Here is a 21569-nt window from a genome sequence, read left to right as displayed (position 1 = left end):
ACACTTCGCGTCTCGGCGTTGCGGATGTTGCTATTCTGACGTTGTCGTTCAACGCCGAGACGCGAAGTGTCGCGTCTCTACTCTGTTCTCGCCTCATGCTCATTCCCGCCGCCCAGTTTCTCAGCTACGCCGAGGCGGTAGTGCTGTACCAGCAACTCAAAGAGGCCGACGTAGACGCGCTGGTGAAAACCTGCGGGCCGCCGTCATTTCCCTTCGGTGACGGAATGTACTACCAGCTGCTGATCGAAGAAGCCGACGTGCCGCTGGCCCGGGAAACGGTGGAAGCATTTGAGCAGCAGCGGGCCACGCCGCAAGCCTTGCGTTGCTCCCGCTGCCGAGCTGAGGGCGCAACGCCGCTCACTAAGCCGAAATGGTGGCAGCGGCTGTACTACGCGGGTACCCAGCTGCACAAATGCCCAAATTGCGGCGCGGTATTTCCCGTCTGAACGCCTACTTTGCCCCGGCACACCAAACCGCGACATCGTTTTGACCTGGACCGAAGAACAGGCCCGCGCCCTCATCACCGACTCCGGTACCCTGAAACGGGGCCAGGAGCTGGCCGCTCCCGCCAAGTGGGGCAACCTGGGCCAGACCGACACCGCCGCCTGGGGCGAGTGCAAAGGCAGCGGCAGCAAGCCCTACCAAACCGGCATCGACCTCACGGCCCCGGCCTTCAAGTGCAGCTGCCCCAGCCGGGTGTTTCCCTGCAAGCACGGCGCCGGGCTGCTGTTGCTGCTGGCCCGCCAGCCCCAGCTGCTGAGCGGCACCACGCCGCCCACTTGGCTGCAGGAGTGGCTGGATAAGCGCCAGCAGACGCAGGAAAAGCAAGTAGCTAAAGCTGAACCAACCGCCGCGCCAGCCACCGATTCGGGAGCCGCTGAAGCCGCCCGCCAGAAGCGGGAAGCCCAGCGTCAGACGCGCATGCAGCGGGGAGCCCAGGAGCTGGAAACCTGGTTGGTGGATATCATGCGGGCCGGGCTGGCCGCCACCGACCAGCAGCCGCGCACCTTCTGGGAAAACCAGGCTGCCCGCCTCGTAGACAATCAGCTGCCCGGCCTGGCCACGGTAGTGCGCGAGCTACCCACCCTGCGCCACCAGGGCCCCGACTGGCCCGCCCGCCTGCTGGCCCGCCTGGGCGAGCTGTACCTGCTGGTGCGAGCCTTCCTGCGCCTGCCCGAGCTATCCGAAGAGGCCCGCCAGGAAGTGCTGCAACAGGTAGGCGTGAACCTGAAAAAGGAAGACGTGCAGGCCACCCAGCCCCCCGTGGCCGACGAGTGGCGCGTACTGGCCCAGACCACCACCGAAGAAGAGCGCCTGACGGTGCGCCGCTCCTGGCTGCGGGGCCAGCAAACCGAGCGGTTTGCACTGGTGGTAGAGTTTTCCTTCGGCGGCCAGGCATTTGCCACGCCCCTGCTGCCCGATGGTTCTTACGCGGGGGAGCTGACATTCTACCCCGGCCTGCTGCCGCTGCGCGCCATTCCCGGACCGCTCACCTTCCTGGGAATTCAGCCCGGCAACCCTCTCCCCGCCGGCGGCATCGGCCCCCATCAGCTGCTGAATGATTACGCCGACGCCCTGAGTCGACTGCCTTGGCTGCGCGAGTGGCCCGCCTTGCTCAAGGGCGGCGTCCCCACCCCCGTGGTCGATGGCTGGGTGCTGCGGTTTTCGTCAGCTCCAACCAACGTCGAAAACCCAGTGGATTCGACTTCCCCGGAACAGCACTTCACCGACCTGCCCCTGCTCTGCGACGACCTCTCGGGCTGGGAGCTGCGCGCCATCAGCGGCGGCCAGCCGCTCACGGTGTTCGGGGAATGGACCGGGCAAGTTCTGCGCCCTTTAGTGGGCTGGAATACGGTGGTTGAACCTGCAAAAAGCCTGGTCGATGCCTGAACACGCCACCAACCCCGAAACCACCCTGCGCCCCGGCGCCGACTGGCAGCGGCTGCAGCGCCTGGGCCTGCTTGGCACCCGTCAGAGCCCCGGTGAGCTGCCTCAGGTGCCCGGCTTCACCCTGCCCGAAGCCACGTCCGACTACCGTGAGAAGCAAGCCCTGCTCACGGCCGGTGTGCTGAGCGTTATCCGCAAAGCCGGATACCAACCTGCCACTAGCCAGAAACCAGCCGAAGCAGTAGCCGCCCCCGAAACCCAGGATGCCCTTGGCACCAACGGTACGCAGTTGCTTCAGCAGCTCCTGGAAGGCCAGTACCCCGAGCTGCTGCCGGAGTTTCTGGCGGCGCTGGCCGAAAACCAGCGGCGGGTGCCGCACCAGCTGCTGGTGCAGCTACTCGAACACGCCCGCACCCGCTCCCAGCTTCACCGCGCGGCGGCCGCCGTGCTGGGCCAGCGCGGGGCCTGGCTGGCTTCTCAAAACCCGGCCTGGCAGGCGCTGCTGGCCGCTTCGGAGCAGGCTACCGAGGAAACCGCTTGGGAAACCGGCACCATCGGCCAGCGCGCCCTTTTCCTGGAGGCCCTCCGTCGCCGGGAGCCGGCCCACGCCCGCGAGCTGCTAGCACCGGTGCTGCCCCAGGAACCGGCCAAGCATCAGGCTCAGCTGCTGGCCATGCTGCAGGAAGGGCTTTCCATTGATGATGAGCCGCTACTCACGCAGTACCTGGCGGCCAAAAGCAAGGAAGTACGCCAAACCGTATTGCCCTTGCTCGTGCGCCTGCCCGACAGTACGCTGACGGAGGGGCACTGGCAGCGTGCCGAGCCGCTGGTACAGCTAAAACGAAACCTGCTAAGCAAAAAACTACTGGTGGAGCTGCCCGCTACCGACTGGGATAAAACCTGGCTACTCGACGGAATTGAGCAGAAGGACAGCCGCTTTCCGGGCGAAAAAGCGGCCCTGCTCGGCCAGCTCTTAGCCCTGATTCCACCCCGCCGCTGGTCTGAACACTGGAACCTCTCTCCTAGCAAAAGCCTGGACCTCGCCGCTGGTACGGAGTGGGCCGCGCTCCTGCTCACGGCTTGGGCCGAAGCGGCCGTGTTGCACCAGGACCCGGCCTGGGCTGAAGCACTGCTGGAATGGTTTTACGAGCGGACGCGTAAGCAGCTTCTCGTTCTGCCCACGGCCAGTCTGGCCCGGCTCCTGCCCCCGGCCCGGCTCACCGAGCTGGTACTTCCGCTCATCAGCGCCACCCCGCATTTCCACTCTGAGGTACGCTGGCTGCCGCTGCTGCTGCTGGTGCCGGCGCCCTGGCCCGAACGCCTCACGCGCCGGGTGGTGGAAGTGCTGCGCACAGCCTTCAGCAAGCCCGCCGAACTGTACCGCATCCAATACGCAGCCTCTCAACTGTTGGAGTACATGGCCCGCGTAGTGCCTGCCGAACAGTACAACCTCTGCGCCGAGCCCCTGCAGCCCCTGCTCCAGGACGTGCCTTACCTCCACAACAGCCTCGCCCGCCTGCTCAACACCCTGCACTTCCGCCAGCAACTCGCCGAAGCCCTTCATGAGCCGACCGCGCCCGGCTAGCAAGCAATACAGATGAGGAAAGGTTGGCGGTGCTTGACCAATCAGCCGACAAACACCTAGCTAATCGAAAAAGAGCAAGGTCGAAGCAGGACGGTCAATGATTTGATTCACCCGCATCTTCCTCTTTTTTCCTCATCTGAAGAAACCCACTCTTGGCATCTAACTCTACCTTCCTTTATGTCCACTACCGCTCCTTCCAACGTCCTGCGCCCGCACGCCGAGGACGTGTACGCCGAAGAACTGGCCGCCCTGCGCGCCGCCGACCACGACCGGCCCAAGCCCCCGAACTGGCACCTCTCGCCCTGGGCTACCGTCATCTACCTGCTGGGCGGCAAGCTGGACAATGGCTTCGAAATTGAGCCCAAATACATCGGGCAGCGGCGGCTGATGGAAATTGCCGTGGCTACCCTGGCCACCGACCGCGCCCTGCTGCTGCTGGGCGTGCCGGGCACGGCCAAAAGCTGGGTTTCGGAGCACCTAACGGCGGCTATCAGCGGCCGGTCCGACTTGCTGGTGCAGGGTACGGCGGGCACTTCGGAAGATGCCATCCGCTACTCCTGGAACTACGCCCGTCTCATTGCCGAAGGACCTTCCCTGGGTGCGCTGGTGCCCTCTCCCCTGTTCAAAGGCATGCAGGAAGGGCGCCTGGTGCGCCTGGAAGAACTTACCCGCATTCCCTCCGACGTGCAGGACACGCTCATCACTATGCTCTCGGAAAAGGTGCTGCCCATACCCGAGCTATCTACGGAAGTGCAGGCGACCAGCGGCTTCAACGTCATTGCTACGGCCAACGACCGGGACAAGGGCGTGAACGAGCTGAGTAGCGCCCTGCGCCGCCGCTTCAACACGGTGGTGCTGCCGCTGCCCAACTCCCAGGCGGAAGAAGTGCGCATTGTGCAGACGCGGGTGGAAAAACAGGGCAAGGCCCTGCAGCTGCCCGTAGAGGCCCCGGCCCTGGAGCAAATCAGTCGCCTCGTAACCATCTTCCGGGAGCTGCGCTCCGGCGTGACGGATAATGGCAAAACCAAGCTCAAGAGCCCCAGCGGCACGCTTAGCACCGGCGAGGCCATTTCGGTGATGAACAGTGGCCTGGCCCTGGCCGCCTACTTCGGCGACGGCAGCCTGCGCGCCCACGACCTGGCCGCCGGCCTCACCGGCGCTGTAGTGAAAGACCCCGTGCAGGACCGTACCGTTTGGCTCGAATACCTCGAAACCGTGGTGAAAGAGCGGGAAGGCTGGAAAGACCTGTACCGCGCCTGCCGGGAGGTGGTGGAGTAGCGCGTAGAATACTAGCCAGTCCTGCATCTGGCAAGCAGAGCTGTACTATCAATCCATCAAGAGCCTATGAATGCCAAAATCCTCAAACAGCTATTACTTCTTTTTGCCGTTATACTGCCGCTAAGGTCCAACGCTTTTACTGAGTGGCGACAGTCTCTTTTGGGTAGCGCTGCCGATATAGTGGTAGTGAAGAACCGCATCTGGGTGCTTAATAATGGCGGGCAGATAACGGTTTATACTACTGATGGAGCAAAAGTGCAGATGGCTTCGCTTCGTGGCATCCAGGCACAGCTTATTGCTCAAGCAGGAGATGATATAGTAGCTCAGACAGGTCAGCAACTGCAGTTATGGAGCAGCAAAGATTCCACTTGGCGCGTCGTTGGAAAGTTGGCTGTCAATGCGTATGCACTGGCAGTCACTAGCCGGAACCATATTTTCGCCATCACTAACAAGGGCGTTCTGGATGTTGTCATGGGCCAGACCCATTTACCCGATTCATCCCCTAATAACCAACTCAGGGAGCTAAAGGAATTAGGCAAACCATCCGCCTGCTTTCTAGATAAAGACGACAATATCTGGCTGGGATTTGGGTATGGTGAATGGGGCGGGAATATTTTTGCTTATGACACGCAGCATCAGAAATTCACCGATCTAAAATTCAATTCATTCAACATTACCCTGCATCCTATCAAATCCTTTTTTCAGCTACCCTTTAGTATAGGCACTTCTTCTGGTTTGCAGCATATGTCGAATTCCGGTGCTGTGGCTGAGTTCAGAAACCAAAGTGCCCAGTTGCTTTATAGTTCCTGGAATGATCGGGATACAAGCGCAACCAGCCAACCCTCTTTCAGAAGTAATGCGCCGTATGTCGGGCCGGCGGCGTATGATGCCGGTACCAATACCATCTATGTGTATTCCAACCTAGGGGTTTATAAAGGTTCGTACGGCACCAACCTTTCCCGATTTACATCATGGAAAAAGGTATTTCATCCTAAGCTGCATTGGCGCAATGGCCAGCCTGATGCAGTGGGCTCACCGATGAATGTATTGAAGTTGCTTTCCTTGGGCAACGGAAAATTGGTGCTACTAACTCAAAACGACGGAGTGGGCATCTGGGATGGGCAAGCATTCAAATTACTCTAAGCCCATAGATTACGACCTCCGCCTTTTCGGCATCATTCACCACGGGCCCAGCAGCGCCGCCAGTCCGTCTCTAACCCTTCCATGACCTTCGCTAAACTCCTTGCCCGGCTAGATGCCCTCCTCCAACGGCACCGCCCGGAGTATTACGCGGAGCTCAACCCACCCGCTACAGCAGCTGAACTAGCGGCGTTTGAGGCGGAAGTTGGCTTAACGCTGCCAGCGGAACTGTGGGCGTGGTTTAGCTGGCACAACGGCCAGAACGATGAGTGCTTTGAAAGCCTGGTGGCCAACTACGAGTGCCCCAGCCTGAGCAGTGTGGCAGAAAGCATGCGCATCAACCGGGAGCTACTCGAAGCCGGCGACTTTGTGCTCAACTGGTGGCAACCCAACTGGGTGCCGTTCTTGACCAACGGCAGCGGCGACCATGTCTGCCTCGATCTGGAGGGCACGTTCACCGGCCAGCCGGGGCAGCTCATCGAGCATTGGCACGATTGGGAGCCGCGCGACGTGGTGTTCCCAGACTTAACCGTCTGGCTGGCTGCCGTGGTGCAGGCCTACGAAGCAGTTCTGGCCGAAACGGGCGAACCAGAACTGACCGATGAGCAAATCCTTGACCTAGAGTTGGGGTCACCAGCCGGGTTTCCGCTTGAGTTTCGCGCAAGATAGCTGAATGTATGACTCCGAAAAGCTGCGTATTACCTTCTCAATCCATGTACTACTCTATGCCCGATTCTGCCCTTCACTTAATTGAAACCTGGCTGGCGGCCAACGCGCCGCGCATCCTGCACGAGTCGCTTAACCCCGGCGCTTCCGAGGAAGTCCTGGCGGCGCTGGAAAAAGCCGTTGGCCGCCCGCTGCCCGACGACTACAAGACCTTGTACCGCTGGCATAATGGCCTGGATGAGGAGGCCGAGAACTTCGGCAACTTCGCGTATGGCCTGAGCTTTTTGCCCCTGGAAGAAGTAACGGCCAACGTTCATTCCCGGAAGCAGGATGCCGAGGCCTTTCCCCTGGCGCGCACCGCTGCCGAGGTGCGTGCCGACAATGTGCTGAACCCCTACTGGGTGAGCCTGGGCTTCGATGGCTCGCACGCGTGGCTGCACGTGGACCTTGACCCCACCCCCGCCGGCACCTACGGGCAGGTAATTTTCCTGGATGAAGTAGAGGAAACTGCCTTTCTGGTAGCCAGTTCAGTAACCAGTTTCCTGTCTGATTTCGCCCGCGACCTGCAACAGGATCTGTATTCCCTCAACCCCGATGCGCTGCAGGAAGACGACAACGAGTTTCTGGCCCCGGACCCCACTATTGACCTGGTGAACTGGTACAATGCTCACCGCTGGCAGTCAGTGCCCCGGCCCTAGCCCTCTTTTCATCGGCCCAGCTTGTAGGTTATTTTCAGAAATCAGGAAATAAACTACAAACATAGCCCGCTTCTTTGCTCATGCCCCTCGACTTCCGCCTCTGGGCCACCCACCTCACCTTTGCCACCCGTGCCTTTCGACCTGCAGCATTACCCTATTGACGAGCAGCTGATTTCCTGGGGCCTGAGCCTGGCGGAGGTGGAACAGTTGCTGGCTTCCCGGCAGTGGCTGCCGACGTACGGCGGCTGGCCCAACCTGCGCGGAGCGTGCCGCTCGGTGCTGGACCTGGCAGCGGTGGAGTGCAACCTACGCGCCCCGGCCCGCCACAAGCCCGTCATGCAGGTGAGCTACGAGTTGGCCCCACCGCCCGGCTACCACGGCAAGTACCCAGTAGACGCAGCCTATTGGGTGCAGCCTCTGACGCAGCTTTTGGGCCCACCAACGAAGAATACGCCGCTTCCCGATCAGAACCCTGTTTCCAGCAACGTAGTGCACTCGGTAACATGGCAGTGGCCCACGCTGCGCGTGTCCTTGTCGGTATTCGGGGGCATCAGGCGGACGGAATCGGGGCTGGCCGCTGCCGGACTGTTTCTGGATTGGCAGGACGAGCTAACCGCTGCCCGGCCGTTTTACGAAGCCGCCCAGGCCCAGGCGGCGGCCCTGAATGCCTACGCCAAAGGCATAGAAAAGCTGTTTCTGTTCGAGCTGCAACAGCCCCAGGGCGGTTTTTACATGCCCGACTACGGCTCGGCTGAGCCTCACGCGGCCCGGCAGGATACTGAGTGGCGACAGTCGCAACGGGCCCTGTACCGGGAGCGGCTCTGCGAAACACCTGCGCTAGTGCAAAACCGCCTGCAAAGCCAGCAGGTAGCCCTCTGGGCTGTGCCCGGTCAGGAGGCCTGGGCGGTTTCCAACTACCAGGATACCATTGTGCTTAGGCCTCCTCATTTTCCGGCCGTGGAGCTGCTTACGCTGCGTCCGGCAAAAGGCTACGGGACCATGCTCCTGTCCATTGGTAGCCTGCATCTGCAGGACGCCTACTCCTCCCCAGCGCTGACGCACCTGGCTGCTGCCCTGGAGCAGCAAGTGGGCGTAGCGGTGAGCCGAGTAGTAGTTTCCGACTGTTAACTTCCAAGCCTGCTTTCCTTCCCTGATGCCCACTGACCTTCGCCTTTTCGGTATTCGCCACCACGGCCCCGGCAGCGCCGCCAGCCTGCGCCAGGCCCTCGACGCGTACCAGCCCGACATGGTGCTGCTGGAGTGCCCCGCCGATGCCGAAGCGGCGCTGGCCGCGGCCACCCACGCCGAGATGGTGCCGCCCGTGGCCCTGCTCATCTACAACCCCAAGCAGCACCAGCAGGCTTCATTTTTGCCCTTCGCCGAGTTTTCGCCCGAGTGGCAGGCCATTCACTGGTGCCACCGGCACGGCGCCCACCTGCGCTGCTTCGATTTGCCGGCGAGTTTGCGCTTTGCCCAGGAACAAGCCGCGCAAACATCAGAGGCGGAGCTGGATATTGAGCCAACCGCAGCCGCTGAGCCAGTTGACGAACCCACGCCAGAGTTCGACAACGAAGTAGCGGCAGCACCGGCCACACCCGATGATTTCCTGCCTTCCCCCAAAACTGACCCTATTTCCTACCTGGCCGAGCTGGACGGCTACTCCGACGGGGAGCGGTGGTGGGAGCTGCGCCTGGAGCACGCTCCCGGCCACGCCGACACCTTCGCGGTGGTGCTGGACATGATGACGGCCTTGCGGGAAGAGCTGGCTCAGCCCGAAACCGAGGAAACCCTGCTCCGCGAGGCCTTCATGCGCGAAACCCTGCGCGCCACCCTCCAGCAGGGCTACCAGCGCGTGGCGGTGGTGTGCGGGGCCTGGCACGCGCCGGTCCTGCGGCCCGAGCTGCTCAAAAAAGAAGACAAAGCCCGCCTCAAAGGCCTGAAGAAAGTACCCACGGCCGCTACCTGGATTCCGTGGACGTTCGAGCGGCTTTCCTATGCCTCGGGCTACGGGGCGGGCATTTTGTCGCCGGCCTGGTACGAGCTGCTGTTCACGGTGCCCCGGGCCGAGGTGGTGACGCACTGGATGGTGGGCGCTGCCCGCCTGCTGCGCACCCGCGACCTGGATGCCTCCGCCGCCCACGCCATTGAGGGCGTACGGCTGGCCGAAACCCTGGCCGTCGTGCGCGGGCGGGAGCTGCCGGGCATTGAGGAGCTGCAGGAAGCCGCCGTGGCCATTCTGGGCGGGGGCTACGCCGAGGCCCTGGACCTGGTACAGCGGGAGCTGGTGGTTGGGGAGCGGCTGGGCGCGGTGCCGCCCGAGCAGCCCGCCACGCCCCTGCAGCAGGACCTGCAGCTGCAGCAGAAAGTTACCCGCCTCAAGCCCGAAGCCACCGCCAAAACCCTCGACCTGGACTTGCGCAAGGAGCTGGACCTCAGCCGCAGCCACCTGCTGCACCGTCTGCGCCTGCTGGGTATCCGGTGGGGCGAGCCGCGCCGCGCTCAGGGCAAGGCGGGCACCTTCCACGAGCTGTGGGAGCTGCAGTGGCAGCCCGAATACGCCCTCAATGTGCTGGATGCGGGCCGCCTGGGCAATACCGTATTGGCCGCGGCCGCCGCTAAAGCTGCTGCCCGCGCCGCCGAAGCCCCCGACCTGGAAGCGGTGAGTAAGCTACTGGAAGAAGCCCTGCAGGCCGACCTCGGCCCGGCCATCGGGACGCTGGTGGCGCGGCTGGAAACCCTGTCGGCCGGCACCCGCGACGTGACGCACCTGCTGGCCGCCCTGCCCCCCCTGGTGAACGTGCTGCGCTACGGCAACGTGCGCCGCACCGAAACCGCCCAGGTAGCCACGGTAGTCCATCATCTGGTGCCGCGCCTGTGCATTGGGCTGCCCCAGGCCTGCACCGGCCTCGACTACGACGCGGCCCGCCAGCTGCTGCCCCGCATCGAAGGCACTCATCAGGCCATCCGGCTTTTGCAGGACGAAGCCCAGGAAAATGACTGGTACGATGCCCTGGCCGTGGTGCTGCGCAATCCGGCTTCCTCGGGGCTGCTGGCCGGGGCGGCGGGACGACTGTTGTTTGACGCCCACCAATTGGCGCCGGAAGCAGCGGCCACGGCCCTCGGCCTGGCCCTGGCCCCGGCCCAGCCTACCGACTACGCCACCGCCTGGATTGAGGGTTTCCTGAGCGGCAGCGGGCTGCTGTTGCTCCACCACCGGCCCCTCTTCGACCTGCTCAACGACTGGCTCGGGGAGCTGCCCGAAGACACCTTCCGCGAAATCGTGCCCCTGCTGCGCCGCGCCTTCACCGACTTCAGTTTGCCGGAGCGTCGCCAGCTTCTAGACCTTTCCCGCCAGGGCCACCAGCCGGTTGCCATAGCCGGGGAAGAAGATTTCGACCTGGAACGTGGCTTGCGCGTGTTGCCGGGGCTGCGGGCGCTGCTGGGGTTTTGAGCTCGAAAGAAGGTAGAGACGCGTACTTGCGTCTTCGTTGTTGAATGATGGAACGTGACTAACATCAGCAACGACGAAGACGCAAGATGTTGGGTTTCTACACCGTTCCAAATTTCAGCCGTCGTACCTTGCTGCCTATGCCTACTACCTACCCTTTCCTGGTTGCCGACTTAGCAGAGCGGGCCGAGCCCGGCCGCCAGGAGCGCATTTTGGTGAACCTCTCCAACATGGAGGACTACTACAACGTGTTTGAGAAGTACGGTTTCAGCGGCAGTGGCGCCAGCTGGGCCGAGCACATCGAAACCATTCTGGAGGAATACGCGCCCGCCCTGTTGGAGCACTTAGAGCTGGCTGGTGAGGGGGAAATCTTCCTGGCCTTCACCGATGGGCCCGCCGCCACCGAGCAGTTCCTGGCCCTGATTCAGCCTATCTTCGGCGACCTGGGCAGCCTCAATAAGTACCTCAGCCAAGCTGACCCCGCCGACTTTTTCGAGTAACTACCTGCTCCATGAAACCCGCTACCGACAACGCCACCCGCTGGAAGCTCGTGCTGGGCTCCGAGGCCGACGCGCAAAACCAGCTTGCCTTTGATGCCGACTACAAAGGCATGGACGAGGTATTGACCTCGCTCTACGACCAGTCGGAGCGCAAGGCCGGACTGGGCGGCTCCGCACCCCGCGTGAGCCGCTGGCTGGGCGACATTCGCACCTACTTCCCTTCGGAGGTGGTGGCCGTGATGCAGCGCGACGCCATGGACCGCCTGGGCCTGCACCAGCTGCTGATGGAGCCCGAAATCCTGCGCACCGTGCAGGCCGATGTGCACCTGGTAGGCACGCTCATGTCCCTGAGCCGGGTGATGCCGCAGAAGGTGAAGCACACGGCTCGCGAGGTAGTAGGCAAGGTGGTGAAGGAGCTGGAGCAGAAACTCTCGAACCCGCTACGGCAGGCCGTGCAGGGCGCCCTGAGCCGGGCCGTGCGCAACCCCAGGCCCCTCTACCGCGAAATCGACTGGGCGGCTACCATCCGCTTCAACCTCAAGCACTACCAGCCCGAGCAGCGCACCATTATCCCGGAGCGGCTGGTGGGTTTTGGGCGGCGCGGACAGGCCCTCAAGGAAATTGTGCTGTGCGTGGACCAGAGCGGTTCCATGGCTTCGTCGGTGGTGTATGCGGGCGTGTTTGGGGCGGTGCTGGCGTCCATTAAGGCCGTGAAAACCCACATGGTGGTGTTTGACACCAGCGTGGTAAACCTGAGCGAGGATTTGCAGGACCCGGTGGATTTGCTGTTCGGCGTGCAGCTGGGCGGCGGCACCGACATCAACCTGGCCCTGGGCTACTGCCAGCAGCTCATCACTCGCCCCACCGATACCATTCTGGTGCTTATCAGCGACCTGTACGAGGGCGGCAACGAGCGGGAAATGATTAAAAAAGCCGCCGCCCTGCGCGCCGCCGGCGTCACGGTAGTGTCCCTGTTGGCTCTAGCCGACGACGGAGCACCTTCCTTCGACCGGCGCGTGGCCGAGCAGTTTGCGGCCCTCGACATTCCCTCCTTTGCCTGCACGCCCGGTCAGTTTCCGGCGCTGATGGCGGCGGCCATTCAGGGGCAGAAGCTGCAGGTGTAACGCGTAGCGGCCCGGGGTGCGGTGGCCGGAGCGGGACGTTTATGCGTATGAGCGGGCAGGAAAGTCTGCGTTTGGCTTCGGCCCCTACGCGGACGGCCCCGCTCACCTCCAACTCATTTTCCTGATGACCAACGCCACCACCTCACCCGCCAAGACCTTCACCCTGGGCGGCGACCTGACCGTTAACCGCATGGGCTACGGCGCCATGCGCATCACCGGCGACGGTATCTGGGGCCCACCCCGGGACCACGCCGAGTCCCTCCGGGTACTGCGGCGCGCCCTGGAGCTGGGCATCAACTTCATTGACACGGCCGACAGCTACGGCCCCCACGTGTCGGAGGAGCTGATTGCCGAGGCCCTGCACCCCTACCCGGACGGGCTCGTCATCGGCACCAAGGGCGGGCTGCTGCGCACCGGGCCCAACCAGTGGCCCATTGATGCCAGCCCCAACCACTTGCGCGAGGCCCTCGAAGGCAGCCTGAGACGCCTGAAGCTCGACCAGCTTGACCTCTACCAGCTCCACCGCATCGACCCGAGCGTGCCGTTTGAGCAGACCCTGGAATTTTTGCAGAAGGCGCAGCAGGATGGCAAGATCAAGCACATCGGCCTCTCGGAAGTGACCGTGGAGCAGATCCAGCAGGCGCAGGAGTACGTGAAAGTGGTGTCGGTGCAGAACATGTACAGCGTGGACAACCGCAAGTGGGAAGCCGAGCTGACGTACTGCGAGCAAAATGGCCTGGCTTTCATTCCGTGGTACCCGCTGGCCGGCGGCAACCAGGAGGCCCTGAGCAAGCTCACCGAAATCGGCCAGCGGCACCAGGCCAGCACCCAGCAGGTTGCCCTGGCCTGGCTGCTGCACCGTTCCCCCAACATCCTGCTCATTCCGGGCACCTCCAAAGTGAAGCACCTGGAAGAAAACGTGCAGGCCGCGTCCATTGAGCTTTCCGCCGAGGATATGGCGACCCTGGATAAGCTGGGCGGCCAGTAGACTTCTCCAAGACGGTTAACACATAACGTCATTCCGAGCATGTGGCTTGGTGCGCCACATGCTCGGAATGACGTTCACGGTTTGTTTACACGAATTATTTGGCTCTATCATGCCTCAGCAACCCAACCTGCAACGCTTCCTCGATGCCCAGCAGCGCGACTACGCCACCGCCCTTGCCGAAATCCGGGCGGGGCGCAAGCGCAGCCACTGGATGTGGTACATTTTCCCGCAGATCCAAGGCCTGGGCTACAGCGAAACGGCCCGCTTCTACGCCATCCAAAACAGGCAGGAAGCCGAAGCGTATTTGCAGCACCCGGTGCTAGGGCCGCGCCTGGTGGAAATCAGCGAAGCACTGCTGGCCCTGGAAAGCAACGACGCCACCCGCATCATGGGCAGCCCGGATGATATGAAGCTGCGTTCCTCCATGACGCTGTTTGGGGCGCTGGCAGGCGCTAATCCGGTTTTTCAACGGGTGCTGGACAAGCTTTTTGAAGGAGAGCAGGACCAAAAGACCCTGCAAATCCTGCGGCAGAATCTGTAGAATGACGCTATGAATTTGTCATTCCGAGCGAAGCGAGGAATCTGGACCAGCCTCTCGTGGATAGCTCAGATTCCTCGCTTCGCTCGGAATGACAGGTTTAGGACTTCAGCACAGCCTCAATCTGCGCCAGCTCACCCTCGTTGAACTGCAGATTTTCCAGGCAGCGCAGCGAGTCGGTGAGCTGCTCGGGCTTGCTGGCGCCGATGAGCACGGAGGTGATACGCTCGTCGCGCAGAATCCAGCTGAGGGCCATCTGGGCCAGGCTCTGGCCGCGCGCCTGGGCCAGGTCGTTGAGCTGGCGGATTTGGGTGAGGCGCGCCTCCGTCAGCTGGTTTTCGGTTAGGAAGCCCACGCCCTTGGCCACGCGCGAATCTTCGGGGATGCCGTGCAGGTATTTATTGGTGAGCAGGCCCTGGGCCAGGGGCGAAAACGGGATGCAGCCCACGCCTTCCTCGCCCAGCAAATCCAGCAGGCCGTCTTCCACCCACCGCTCAAACATCGAGTACTTGGGCTGGTGAATCAGGCAGGGCGTGCCCAGCTCGCGCAGAATACGGATGGCCTCGGCGGCCTCCTGGGGCTGGTAGTTGCTGATGCCCACGTACAGGGCCTTGCCCTGGCGCACCACGTGGTCGAGGGCACCCATGGTTTCTTCCAGGGGCGTATCGGGGTCGGGCCGGTGGGAGTAGAAGATGTCCACGTAGTCAAGGCGCATCCGCTTGAGGCTCTGGTCGAGGCTCGAAATGAGGTATTTGCGGGAACCCCACTCGCCGTAGGGGCCTTCCCACATGTGGTAGCCGGCCTTGGTGGAAATAATCAGCTCGTCGCGGTAGCCGCGGAAATCTTCTTTCAGGATGCGGCCAAAGTTGGTTTCGGCCGAGCCGGGCGGCGGGCCGTAGTTGTTGGCCAGGTCGAAGTGCGTGACGCCGCTGTCGAAGGCCCGGTGCAGGATGGCGCGGAAGTTCTGGAGCACGTCCACGTCGCCGAAGTTGTGCCAGAGGCCGAGCGACACGGCGGGCAGTTTCAGGCCGCTGCGGCCAGTGCGGCGGTAGGGCATAGCGGCGTAGCGGCCGGGGCTGGGTTGATAGGGCATAGCAGGTGGAGTTGGTTGGCTTGGGGAAGCAAGTACGCAGGAACCCGGAAATAGTCAGCGCCGCAGCGGCCGTTTTTTGCCCTTCCGGCTCCGTTATCCAGCCTCTCGCCCCGCCTGCTTGCTTACTCGCAAAGCTCTATTTCTTTTCCCAGTTAGCCATGAGCAACCGATAGTTTACTCTCCTGGCTGCACAGCCTGGCCCGCCCCCGTCAAGGAGCCAACGTCCGGGTTTTTCCTGACCAAGCCGAGCCCCATGGCTGACCCGCCCGAATGCCGTATCGGGAACACCGCAGCATAGGGGCTTCGTCATGATCTGGTAACGGGCTTGCACTGCGGCGGTTATACCTTACATTAGGCAGCGGACCCTGCCTGCTGCTTATGACACTTCCTCCAACTGCCGCCGCGCCGACCCTGAAGAAAGTGCTCCGTCCTTTGCACTTGTGGGCCCTGGCCGTGGGGCTGGTGATTTCGGGTGAGTATTTCGGCTGGAACTACGGCTGGGCGGTGGCCGGCCCGGTGGGGTTCCTGGTGGCCACCCTGCTGGTGACGGTGCTCTACGTGACGTTTATTTTCAGCTTCACCGAGCTGACCACGGCTATTCCCCACGCGGGCGGGCCGTTTGCCTACTCCTACCGCGCCTTTGGGCCGCTGGGCGGACTGGTAGCCGGCTACGCCACCCTGGTAGAGTTCCTGCTGGCCCCGCCGGCCATTGCGCTGGCGCTGGGCAGCTACGGGCACTTTTTGCACCCCCAGGTGCCGGTGCTGGGCACAGCCCTGGTGTGCTATGTGGTGTTTATCGGCGTCAACCTTCTGGGTATTAAGGAGTCGGCGCGGTTCTCGCTGTTGGTAACAGTGCTGGCTGTGGCCGAGCTGGTGCTGTACATGGGGCTGGTGGCGCCGGGCTTTCAGGTACGCAACTTTCTGGCCCACCCGGTGCCGCTGGGCGCGGCGGGCGTGTTTGCGGCTCTGCCGTTTGCCATCTGGTTTTACCTGGCCATCGAGGGCGTGGCCATGGTGGCGGAGGAAGTCGAAAACCCGAAAAAGACCATTCCCAAGGGCTACCTCTACGGCTTGGGCACGCTGGTGGTCCTAGCCCTGGGCGTGATGGTGCTCACCGGCGGCGTTACGGACTGGCGCACCCTCAGCCGCATCGATTACCCCCTGCCCGAGGCCCTGGCCGTGGTGCTGGGCCGCCACAGCCGCCTGACGCAGCTGTTTGCCAGCATCGGGCTGTTTGGGCTGGTAGCTTCGTTTCACGGCACCATCATTGGCTACTCGCGGCAGGTGTTTGCCCTGGCCCGCAGCGGCTACCTGCCCGGCTTTCTGGCCCAGGTGAATCCTCGTTTCCAGACGCCGCACTGGGCGTTGGTAGCCGGTGGCGTAGTGGGCGCGGGCGCGCTGCTCACCGGCACCACGGCACAGGTGATTGTACTATCGGTGCTGGGAGCGGTGGTGATGTACGCCATCAGTCTGCTGAGCTTGTTTGCCCTGCGCCGCCGCGAGCCACAACTGGAGCGGCCCTTCGTGGCCCCGTTCTACCCGTGGTTTCCGCTGCTGGCATTGGCCCTCACCCTGCTGAGCCTGGGGGCCATTGTGTATTATAATATTTGGCTGAGCGTGGTATTCTTCGCCGGTTTGGGGCTGGCACTGGCGGTATACGTGCTACTGGGCCACCACCGCCGGCCAGTGCCAGAGGATGCTTTGCTGAACGCCGAACGGCTGTAGAAACGCGAAGTGTCGCGTCTCGGCGTTGCTGAGGTTGCGTGTACTTAGCAAGCCACAATCAATTCAGAACGTCATTCCGAGCTTGCCGAGGAATCTTGCGTGCTGACGTCGTACTGATCGTACTGGTAATAAAACGAAGCGGTAGAGCTGTTTCGATAAGCTCAGCATGACGGTCAATAAAAACAACCTCACCAACGACGCGACGCGAAGTGTCGCGTCTCTACAGCCGCCAGAACGAGTCTCATTACTTAATACCGATTACTCACTACTAACACCATGTACCGCCATACCATCCGCCAGCGCACGTACACTTTCCCGGATCTGAAGACGCTGCTGGCGCGGGCCTCGCCCCTGCGCTCCGGCGACCAGCTGGCCGGCGTGGCGGCCAATACCTACGAGGAGCGCGTGGCGGCCCAGTACGCCTTGGCCGACGTGCCGCTGCGCCGATTTCTTACCGAGGCCCTGGTCCCCTACGAGCAGGACGACGTCACCCGCCTTATTCTGGACACCCACGACGCAGCCGCCTTCGCGCCCATTAGCGCCTTCACCGTGGGGCAGCTGCGCGACTGGCTGCTGTCGGAAGCGGCGGATACAGCGGCGTTGCAGGGCCTCGCTCCCGGCCTCACGCCCGAAATGGTGGCCGCCGTAAGCAAGCTGCTGCGCAACCAGGAACTGATTGGCGTAGCCCGCAAGTGTGAGGTGATTACCCGGTTTCGCAACACGCTGGGGCTGCGCGGCCGCTTAGCCACCCGCCTGCAGCCCAACCACCCCACCGACGACGCCCGGGGCATTGCCGCCAGCCTCGTGGATGGCCTGCTCTACGGCAGCGGCGACGCCGTACTGGGCATCAACCCCGCCACCGACAGTCCCCGCGCTATCCGCCAGCTGCTGGAGCTGCTCGACGGCGTGCGGGAGCAGTTCCAGATTCCGACTCAGACCTGCGTGCTCGGCCACGTCACCACCACCCTGGAGCTGATCCGCCAGGGCGCACCCGTGGACCTCACGTTTCAGTCCATCGGGGGCACCGAGGCCACCAACGCCAGCTTTGGGGTGAGCTTAGGCCTTTTGCGGGAAGCCCATGAAGCTACCCTGAGCCTGAACCGGGGTACGCTCGGCCAGAACGTCATGTACTTCGAAACCGGCCAGGGCAGCGCCCTGAGCGCCAATGCCCACCATGGCCTCGACCAGCAGACCTGCGAGGCCCGCGCCTACGCCGTAGCCCGGCAGTTCCGGCCGCTGCTGGTGAATTCGGTGGTCGGCTTCATTGGTCCTGAGTATCTCTACGACGGCAAGCAGATCATCCGGGCGGCCCTGGAAGACCATTTCTGCGGTAAGCTGCTGGGCCTGCCCATGGGCGTGGACGTGTGCTACACCAACCACGCCGAGGCCGACCAGGACGACATGGACACCCTGCTCACGCTGCTGGGCGTGGCCGGCTGCACCTTCATCATGGGCATCCCCGGCGCCGACGACATCATGCTGGGCTACCAGTCCACCTCTTTCCACGATGCCCTCTACCTGCGCCAGGTGCTCGGCCTGCGGCCCGCCCCCGAATTTGAGGCCTGGCTCCAGCATCAGGGTATCTTCGGAGAGCAAGGCCAGCTACTGCCGGCTTCGGCGGGGCATAGGCTGCTGGGTGCGGGCGGACTGAAACCTCGAACTTAGCGCCCGGCACGCCTTCTTTTTTCAACCCAACTGCATGACTGCCCAGGACATCATCCGTCACCTGCACCTGACGCCCCACCCGGAGGGCGGCTACTACCGCGAAACCTACCGCGCTGCCCAAACGCTGGCAACGGCCGAAGGCCATACCCGCCACCTCAGTACGGCCATTTACTACCTGCTCGAAAACGAGGACAAGTCGCACTTCCACCGCATCAAATCCGATGAACTGTGGTTTTTCCACCAGGGACAGCCGCTGGAAATCATCCTGCTCACAGACGGCCAGCCAACGCGCCTCGTCCTCGGCAGTGACTTGGCCAATGGCGAATTACCCCAGGCTGTTATCCCGGCCAATACGTGGTTTGCGGCCCACCTGCAACATAGTGCGGGCTACGCGCTGGTCAGCTGCACCGTGGCTCCCGGCTTCGATTTCGCTGATTTTGAGTTGGCCGAACGAGCGGCACTGGTTGCGGAGTTTCCGCAGGCGGCGGAGCTGGTGGAGCAGTTTACTTAGTATTTATTCAATCATATTGTATCATTTCTATACTATAGAGTTCGATGAAAGAAATTATTAAAACTGCTTATCGAATTTTCTCAAAGTACAAGGCCGCTCGTCCTCTAGATATCTGCACCGAATGCTGCATGAATATTAATAATGAAGCTCTTTTGGCAAGTCTTCCTGTTCACGATATACCAAAGGACCTATTGGGTAAATACAATGATGAAGCATCCACAGGCAAAACTCCTATCAGTGAATTAAAACATTTTCTACCAAGATACATTGAGCTAGCAAGCCATTTTCAATTCCCTTCCCATTCACCAGAGCTATCATTTAAAAGACTCACTCCTTTCGATAAAAGCGAATGGACATCAGCTGAACTTACTTTCCTCAACAGATTCTCTCTTGAATATTTCAAGTATTGTTTATCTATTTATCCATTGCCAACTGAATACGAAGGCATCGACTCTATATTAATCATGTTGTGGCTCGGTAGTTTTGATATAGACACTCTTTTAGAATAATGGAAGGATAACAACAGTATTGAAAGCACTTTGCATTTTCAATACTTATATTTTCAAATTTCCAACCCAATTAATACTCGCAAGCTATCTAATCCTTTCGGCGACAAGTTCATCTCACTAAAAATAATTAACTAGATTAATCACTCAGATACCAAACGCAATTTTTTAACAGGTATAGAAGACATCATAATGAATGATACTATTCAAATTACGCCATGTGATTTAGAACAATTAAATCTATTGTATGATATCATAAAAGTACCTTAAAGGCCAGCCCATATATGCAAACGCCTGTTCATCCCCACACCCCACCGCCCGACGACCCTTGGGCCGGCTTGCGGGCCTACACCGCCGCCCGCATTGCCCTGGGCCGCACCGGCACCAGCGTACCACTGCGGGAGTCACTGGCGTTCCGGCTGGCCCACGCCCACGCCCGCGACGCCGTGTACTCGACCCTCGACCTGCCCCACCTCACCGCCGGCCTGAAGACTCTCGCGCTGCCGGTGTGCACCGTGCGCAGCCGCGCCGAAACCCGCGAGCAGTACCTCCACCGCCCCGACTACGGGCGCCAATTAGCCGAGGAGTGCCGGCAACAGATGCAGGAAGCTGCGGCCCCCGAAGCAGCCGTAGTGATTATCCTGGCCGATGGTCTATCAGCCACCGCCGTAAACGAGCATGCCCTGCCCCTGCTGCACGAGTTGCTGCCGAAGCTGCGGCAGGCCGGCTTCCGCCTCGCGCCCGTGGTGCTGGCCGAGCAGGCCCGCGTAGCTCTCAGCGACGACATCGGGGAAGTGCTGGGGGCGCGGCTGGCGCTGATGCTCATTGGCGAGCGGCCGGGCCTGAGCGCCCCGCACAGCCTCGGAGCTTACCTCACCTACGCCCCCCGCCCCGGCCGCACCGACGAAGCCCGCAACTGCGTGTCCAACATCCGCCCCGAGGGATTATCGTATGTGGCCGCCGCTGATAAGCTGTTCTATCTGATCCAGGAGTCGTTGCGCCGCCAGCTCTCGGGCGTGGCCCTCAAGGATGAAACCGGGCTGCTGGAAGGGTGAATTGAAATTGGCTCGTCATGCAGAACACGAACTTCTTACATATTTGGTAAGTTATTGTATCTTTAAACTTCATGCGCATCATTACGAAGGCCCCCCTGCGCCAATTCTGGGAGAAGTACCCGGCGGCGGCACTGCCGTTGCAGGTGTGGTATAAAGACACCGTGCAGGCTACCTGGCAGAATCCGAACGACGTGAAAGCGCAGTATGGCAACGCCAGCATCGTAGGCAACAACCGCGTAGTCTTCAACATCAAAGGCAATGACTTTCGCCTAATTGTTGCGATTAACTACGCCGCCGGCATTGTTTTCATTCGGTTCATCGGCACCCATGCCCAATACGACACCATCAACGCTGCTACTATATGAGCGCCATCAAACCCATTCGTAACGCCGCCGACTACCAGCAGGCTATGGCCCGCATCGAGAGTATCTTCGAGGCCGCGCCTGGCTCCGCAGAGTTTGATGAGTTGGATGTGCTGACCACGCTGATACAGGCCTACGACGCTGTCCACCACCCCATTCCTGAGCCCGACCCCATCGAGTACATCAAGTACAAAATGCAGGAACGGGGCCTGCGCCAGCGCGACCTGGCCGAGTGGCTGGGCGGGGAAAGCCGCGTGAGCGAAATCCTGAACCGCAGACGCAAGCTCACCGCCAAAATGATGAAGGCGCTGCACGATAATTTGGGTATTTCGGCGGAGGTGTTGCTGGCGGCGGCTTAGTCATAATTTCGTACAATTTATGGAAGAAAAAGCCCCAGCTCGGCAAGTCGGTTATCGAAATCCTGACGGTTCGGTAACGTATATATCACAACCTAAAAAATGGGGCAATCCTGCGGGTAAAACACGCAGTCAAGTCTTACTAGCAATAAGTGACTCTGTTGATACACAACCCTTAACACAGGAGAACATAGAGGATTCTTTAGATCAAGTAAGCGCCATCTTATGGCGTGAGTTCCAAGACAATGACCATGAACTATATAAGTCAGTAAATCATCTCATCCATTACTTGCGCAAGTCCAACAATCAGCCTTCTCAAGTCAAGTGACCTCCTCCCAGCAAACTGGACCGCTGTAAAGTAGAGGAATCAGGCACTTGTCGTACCTTAAAACCAAGAGACACGTGCCATGAAAAAGACGAAGTTTACCGAGGCGCAGATCGTGT

General features: G+C 61.3%; 22 protein-coding genes. 21 read left to right on the top strand and 1 reads right to left on the bottom strand.

The features are described 5' to 3' along the window. Window positions 1-95 precede the first annotated feature (95 nt). The 13 genes from FY528_RS20350 to FY528_RS20290 all read left to right on the top strand — a co-directional run bounded on the left by FY528_RS20350 (window position 96) and on the right by FY528_RS20290 (window position 13855). Window positions 96-446 (top strand): hypothetical protein, encoded by a 351-nt coding sequence (locus FY528_RS20350; protein ID WP_149072858.1) that lies wholly within the window; start codon window positions 96-98, stop codon window positions 444-446. Between the two features lie 40 nt (window positions 447-486). Beyond that, a complete protein-coding gene (locus FY528_RS20345) occupies window positions 487-1890 on the top strand; it encodes an SWIM zinc finger family protein (protein WP_149072857.1) in 1404 nt (467 codons plus the stop codon). After that, the gene (locus FY528_RS20340) at window positions 1883-3472 is read left to right on the top strand and encodes a DUF5691 domain-containing protein (RefSeq protein ID WP_149072856.1); all 1590 of its coding nucleotides are present in this window, start codon (window positions 1883-1885) and stop codon (window positions 3470-3472) included. Before FY528_RS20345 ends, FY528_RS20340 begins: the two co-directional genes overlap by 8 nt. Window positions 3473-3649: 177 nt before the next feature. Beyond that, window positions 3650-4750 carry an ATP-binding protein gene (locus FY528_RS20335; RefSeq protein WP_149072855.1) on the top strand — a complete coding sequence of 367 codons (1101 nt, stop codon included), beginning with the start codon at window positions 3650-3652 and terminating at the stop codon, window positions 4748-4750. Between the two features lie 66 nt (window positions 4751-4816). Then, window positions 4817-5893, top strand: coding sequence for a hypothetical protein (locus FY528_RS20330; protein ID WP_149072854.1), 1077 nt, complete (start codon window positions 4817-4819; stop codon window positions 5891-5893). Between the two features lie 81 nt (window positions 5894-5974). Then, window positions 5975-6559, top strand: coding sequence for an SMI1/KNR4 family protein (locus FY528_RS20325; protein ID WP_149072853.1), 585 nt, complete (start codon window positions 5975-5977; stop codon window positions 6557-6559). A 56-nt stretch (window positions 6560-6615) separates the two neighbouring features. Continuing rightward, entirely contained in the window at window positions 6616-7254 is a 639-nt protein-coding gene (locus tag FY528_RS20320) for an SMI1/KNR4 family protein (RefSeq protein WP_187632224.1), read from the top strand. 129 nt (window positions 7255-7383) lie between these two features. Further along, window positions 7384-8382, top strand: a complete 999-nt coding sequence (locus FY528_RS20315) for a hypothetical protein (protein WP_149072851.1) — start codon at window positions 7384-7386, stop codon at window positions 8380-8382. Between the two features lie 25 nt (window positions 8383-8407). After that, window positions 8408-10705: a DUF5682 family protein gene (locus FY528_RS20310; protein WP_149072850.1), complete on the top strand. Its 2298-nt coding sequence runs from the start codon at window positions 8408-8410 to the stop codon at window positions 10703-10705. 137 nt (window positions 10706-10842) lie between these two features. After that, entirely contained in the window at window positions 10843-11202 is a 360-nt protein-coding gene (locus FY528_RS20305; protein WP_187632223.1) for an Imm51 family immunity protein, read from the top strand. Between the two features lie 11 nt (window positions 11203-11213). After that, window positions 11214-12326, top strand: a complete 1113-nt coding sequence (locus tag FY528_RS20300) for a VWA domain-containing protein (RefSeq protein ID WP_149072848.1) — start codon at window positions 11214-11216, stop codon at window positions 12324-12326. 124 nt (window positions 12327-12450) lie between these two features. Then, the gene (locus FY528_RS20295; protein ID WP_149072847.1) at window positions 12451-13314 is read left to right on the top strand and encodes an aldo/keto reductase; all 864 of its coding nucleotides are present in this window, start codon (window positions 12451-12453) and stop codon (window positions 13312-13314) included. 109 nt (window positions 13315-13423) lie between these two features. Beyond that, complete coding sequence (locus tag FY528_RS20290; RefSeq protein ID WP_149072846.1) at window positions 13424-13855, top strand: DUF1810 domain-containing protein; 432 nt, start codon at window positions 13424-13426, stop codon at window positions 13853-13855. A 97-nt stretch (window positions 13856-13952) separates the two neighbouring features. Here FY528_RS20290 and mgrA read toward each other — a convergent pair whose 3' ends face one another. Then, window positions 13953-14945 carry an L-glyceraldehyde 3-phosphate reductase gene (gene mgrA / locus FY528_RS20285; RefSeq protein ID WP_149072845.1) on the bottom strand — a complete coding sequence of 331 codons (993 nt, stop codon included), beginning with the start codon at window positions 14943-14945 and terminating at the stop codon, window positions 13953-13955. Between the two features lie 378 nt (window positions 14946-15323). Here mgrA and eat point away from each other — a divergent pair, with 378 nt between their 5' ends. The 8 genes from eat to FY528_RS20245 all read left to right on the top strand — a co-directional run bounded on the left by eat (window position 15324) and on the right by FY528_RS20245 (window position 21453). After that, complete coding sequence (gene eat / locus FY528_RS20280; RefSeq protein ID WP_149072844.1) at window positions 15324-16670, top strand: ethanolamine permease; 1347 nt, start codon at window positions 15324-15326, stop codon at window positions 16668-16670. 276 nt (window positions 16671-16946) lie between these two features. Further along, entirely contained in the window at window positions 16947-18335 is a 1389-nt protein-coding gene (locus tag FY528_RS20275) for an ethanolamine ammonia-lyase subunit EutB (RefSeq protein WP_149072843.1), read from the top strand. A 34-nt stretch (window positions 18336-18369) separates the two neighbouring features. Beyond that, complete coding sequence (locus FY528_RS20270) at window positions 18370-18846, top strand: cupin domain-containing protein (RefSeq protein WP_149072842.1); 477 nt, start codon at window positions 18370-18372, stop codon at window positions 18844-18846. 44 nt (window positions 18847-18890) lie between these two features. Beyond that, window positions 18891-19355 (top strand): hypothetical protein, encoded by a 465-nt coding sequence (locus FY528_RS20265; RefSeq protein ID WP_149072841.1) that lies wholly within the window; start codon window positions 18891-18893, stop codon window positions 19353-19355. Window positions 19356-19636: 281 nt separating this feature from the next. After that, entirely contained in the window at window positions 19637-20407 is a 771-nt protein-coding gene (eutC, locus tag FY528_RS20260) for an ethanolamine ammonia-lyase subunit EutC (protein WP_149072840.1), read from the top strand. A gap of 71 nt (window positions 20408-20478) precedes the next feature. Further along, window positions 20479-20772, top strand: a complete 294-nt coding sequence (locus tag FY528_RS20255) for a type II toxin-antitoxin system HigB family toxin (RefSeq protein WP_149072839.1) — start codon at window positions 20479-20481, stop codon at window positions 20770-20772. After that, a complete protein-coding gene (locus FY528_RS20250; protein ID WP_149072838.1) occupies window positions 20769-21128 on the top strand; it encodes a helix-turn-helix domain-containing protein in 360 nt (119 codons plus the stop codon). Before FY528_RS20255 ends, FY528_RS20250 begins: the two co-directional genes overlap by 4 nt. Window positions 21129-21147: 19 nt before the next feature. Then, window positions 21148-21453: a hypothetical protein gene (locus FY528_RS20245; protein WP_149072837.1), complete on the top strand. Its 306-nt coding sequence runs from the start codon at window positions 21148-21150 to the stop codon at window positions 21451-21453. The last annotated feature ends 116 nt before the right edge of the window (window positions 21454-21569 follow it).

The sequence above is a fragment of the Hymenobacter lutimineralis genome, assembly GCF_008271285.1.
In the GTDB taxonomy this organism is placed as follows: domain Bacteria; phylum Bacteroidota; class Bacteroidia; order Cytophagales; family Hymenobacteraceae; genus Hymenobacter; species Hymenobacter lutimineralis.
This window is presented reverse-complemented; position numbering and strand designations above follow the sequence as displayed.

Bases quoted from the DNA above. Each gene is read 5' to 3' on its own strand.
- FY528_RS20275 (WP_149072843.1), top strand. From the start codon at position 16,947: ATGTACCGCCATACCATCCGCCAGCGCACGTACACTTTCCCGGATCTG.
- FY528_RS20245 (WP_149072837.1), top strand. From the start codon at position 21,148: ATGGAAGAAAAAGCCCCAGCTCGGCAAGTCGGTTATCGAAATCCTGAC.
- FY528_RS20335 (WP_149072855.1), top strand. From the start codon at position 3,650: ATGTCCACTACCGCTCCTTCCAACGTCCTGCGCCCGCACGCCGAGGAC.
- FY528_RS20325 (WP_149072853.1), top strand. From the start codon at position 5,975: ATGACCTTCGCTAAACTCCTTGCCCGGCTAGATGCCCTCCTCCAACGG.
- eutC (WP_149072840.1), top strand. From the start codon at position 19,637: ATGCAAACGCCTGTTCATCCCCACACCCCACCGCCCGACGACCCTTGG.
- FY528_RS20330 (WP_149072854.1), top strand. From the start codon at position 4,817: ATGAATGCCAAAATCCTCAAACAGCTATTACTTCTTTTTGCCGTTATA.
- FY528_RS20320 (WP_187632224.1), top strand. From the start codon at position 6,616: ATGCCCGATTCTGCCCTTCACTTAATTGAAACCTGGCTGGCGGCCAAC.
- FY528_RS20250 (WP_149072838.1), top strand. From the start codon at position 20,769: ATGAGCGCCATCAAACCCATTCGTAACGCCGCCGACTACCAGCAGGCT.
- FY528_RS20265 (WP_149072841.1), top strand. From the start codon at position 18,891: ATGAAAGAAATTATTAAAACTGCTTATCGAATTTTCTCAAAGTACAAG.
- FY528_RS20340 (WP_149072856.1), top strand. From the start codon at position 1,883: ATGCCTGAACACGCCACCAACCCCGAAACCACCCTGCGCCCCGGCGCC.
- FY528_RS20305 (WP_187632223.1), top strand. From the start codon at position 10,843: ATGCCTACTACCTACCCTTTCCTGGTTGCCGACTTAGCAGAGCGGGCC.
- FY528_RS20270 (WP_149072842.1), top strand. From the start codon at position 18,370: ATGACTGCCCAGGACATCATCCGTCACCTGCACCTGACGCCCCACCCG.
- FY528_RS20300 (WP_149072848.1), top strand. From the start codon at position 11,214: ATGAAACCCGCTACCGACAACGCCACCCGCTGGAAGCTCGTGCTGGGC.
- FY528_RS20310 (WP_149072850.1), top strand. From the start codon at position 8,408: ATGCCCACTGACCTTCGCCTTTTCGGTATTCGCCACCACGGCCCCGGC.
- FY528_RS20290 (WP_149072846.1), top strand. From the start codon at position 13,424: ATGCCTCAGCAACCCAACCTGCAACGCTTCCTCGATGCCCAGCAGCGC.
- FY528_RS20255 (WP_149072839.1), top strand. From the start codon at position 20,479: ATGCGCATCATTACGAAGGCCCCCCTGCGCCAATTCTGGGAGAAGTAC.
- mgrA (WP_149072845.1), bottom strand. From the start codon at position 14,945: ATGCCCTATCAACCCAGCCCCGGCCGCTACGCCGCTATGCCCTACCGC.
- FY528_RS20295 (WP_149072847.1), top strand. From the start codon at position 12,451: ATGACCAACGCCACCACCTCACCCGCCAAGACCTTCACCCTGGGCGGC.
- FY528_RS20350 (WP_149072858.1), top strand. From the start codon at position 96: ATGCTCATTCCCGCCGCCCAGTTTCTCAGCTACGCCGAGGCGGTAGTG.
- eat (WP_149072844.1), top strand. From the start codon at position 15,324: ATGACACTTCCTCCAACTGCCGCCGCGCCGACCCTGAAGAAAGTGCTC.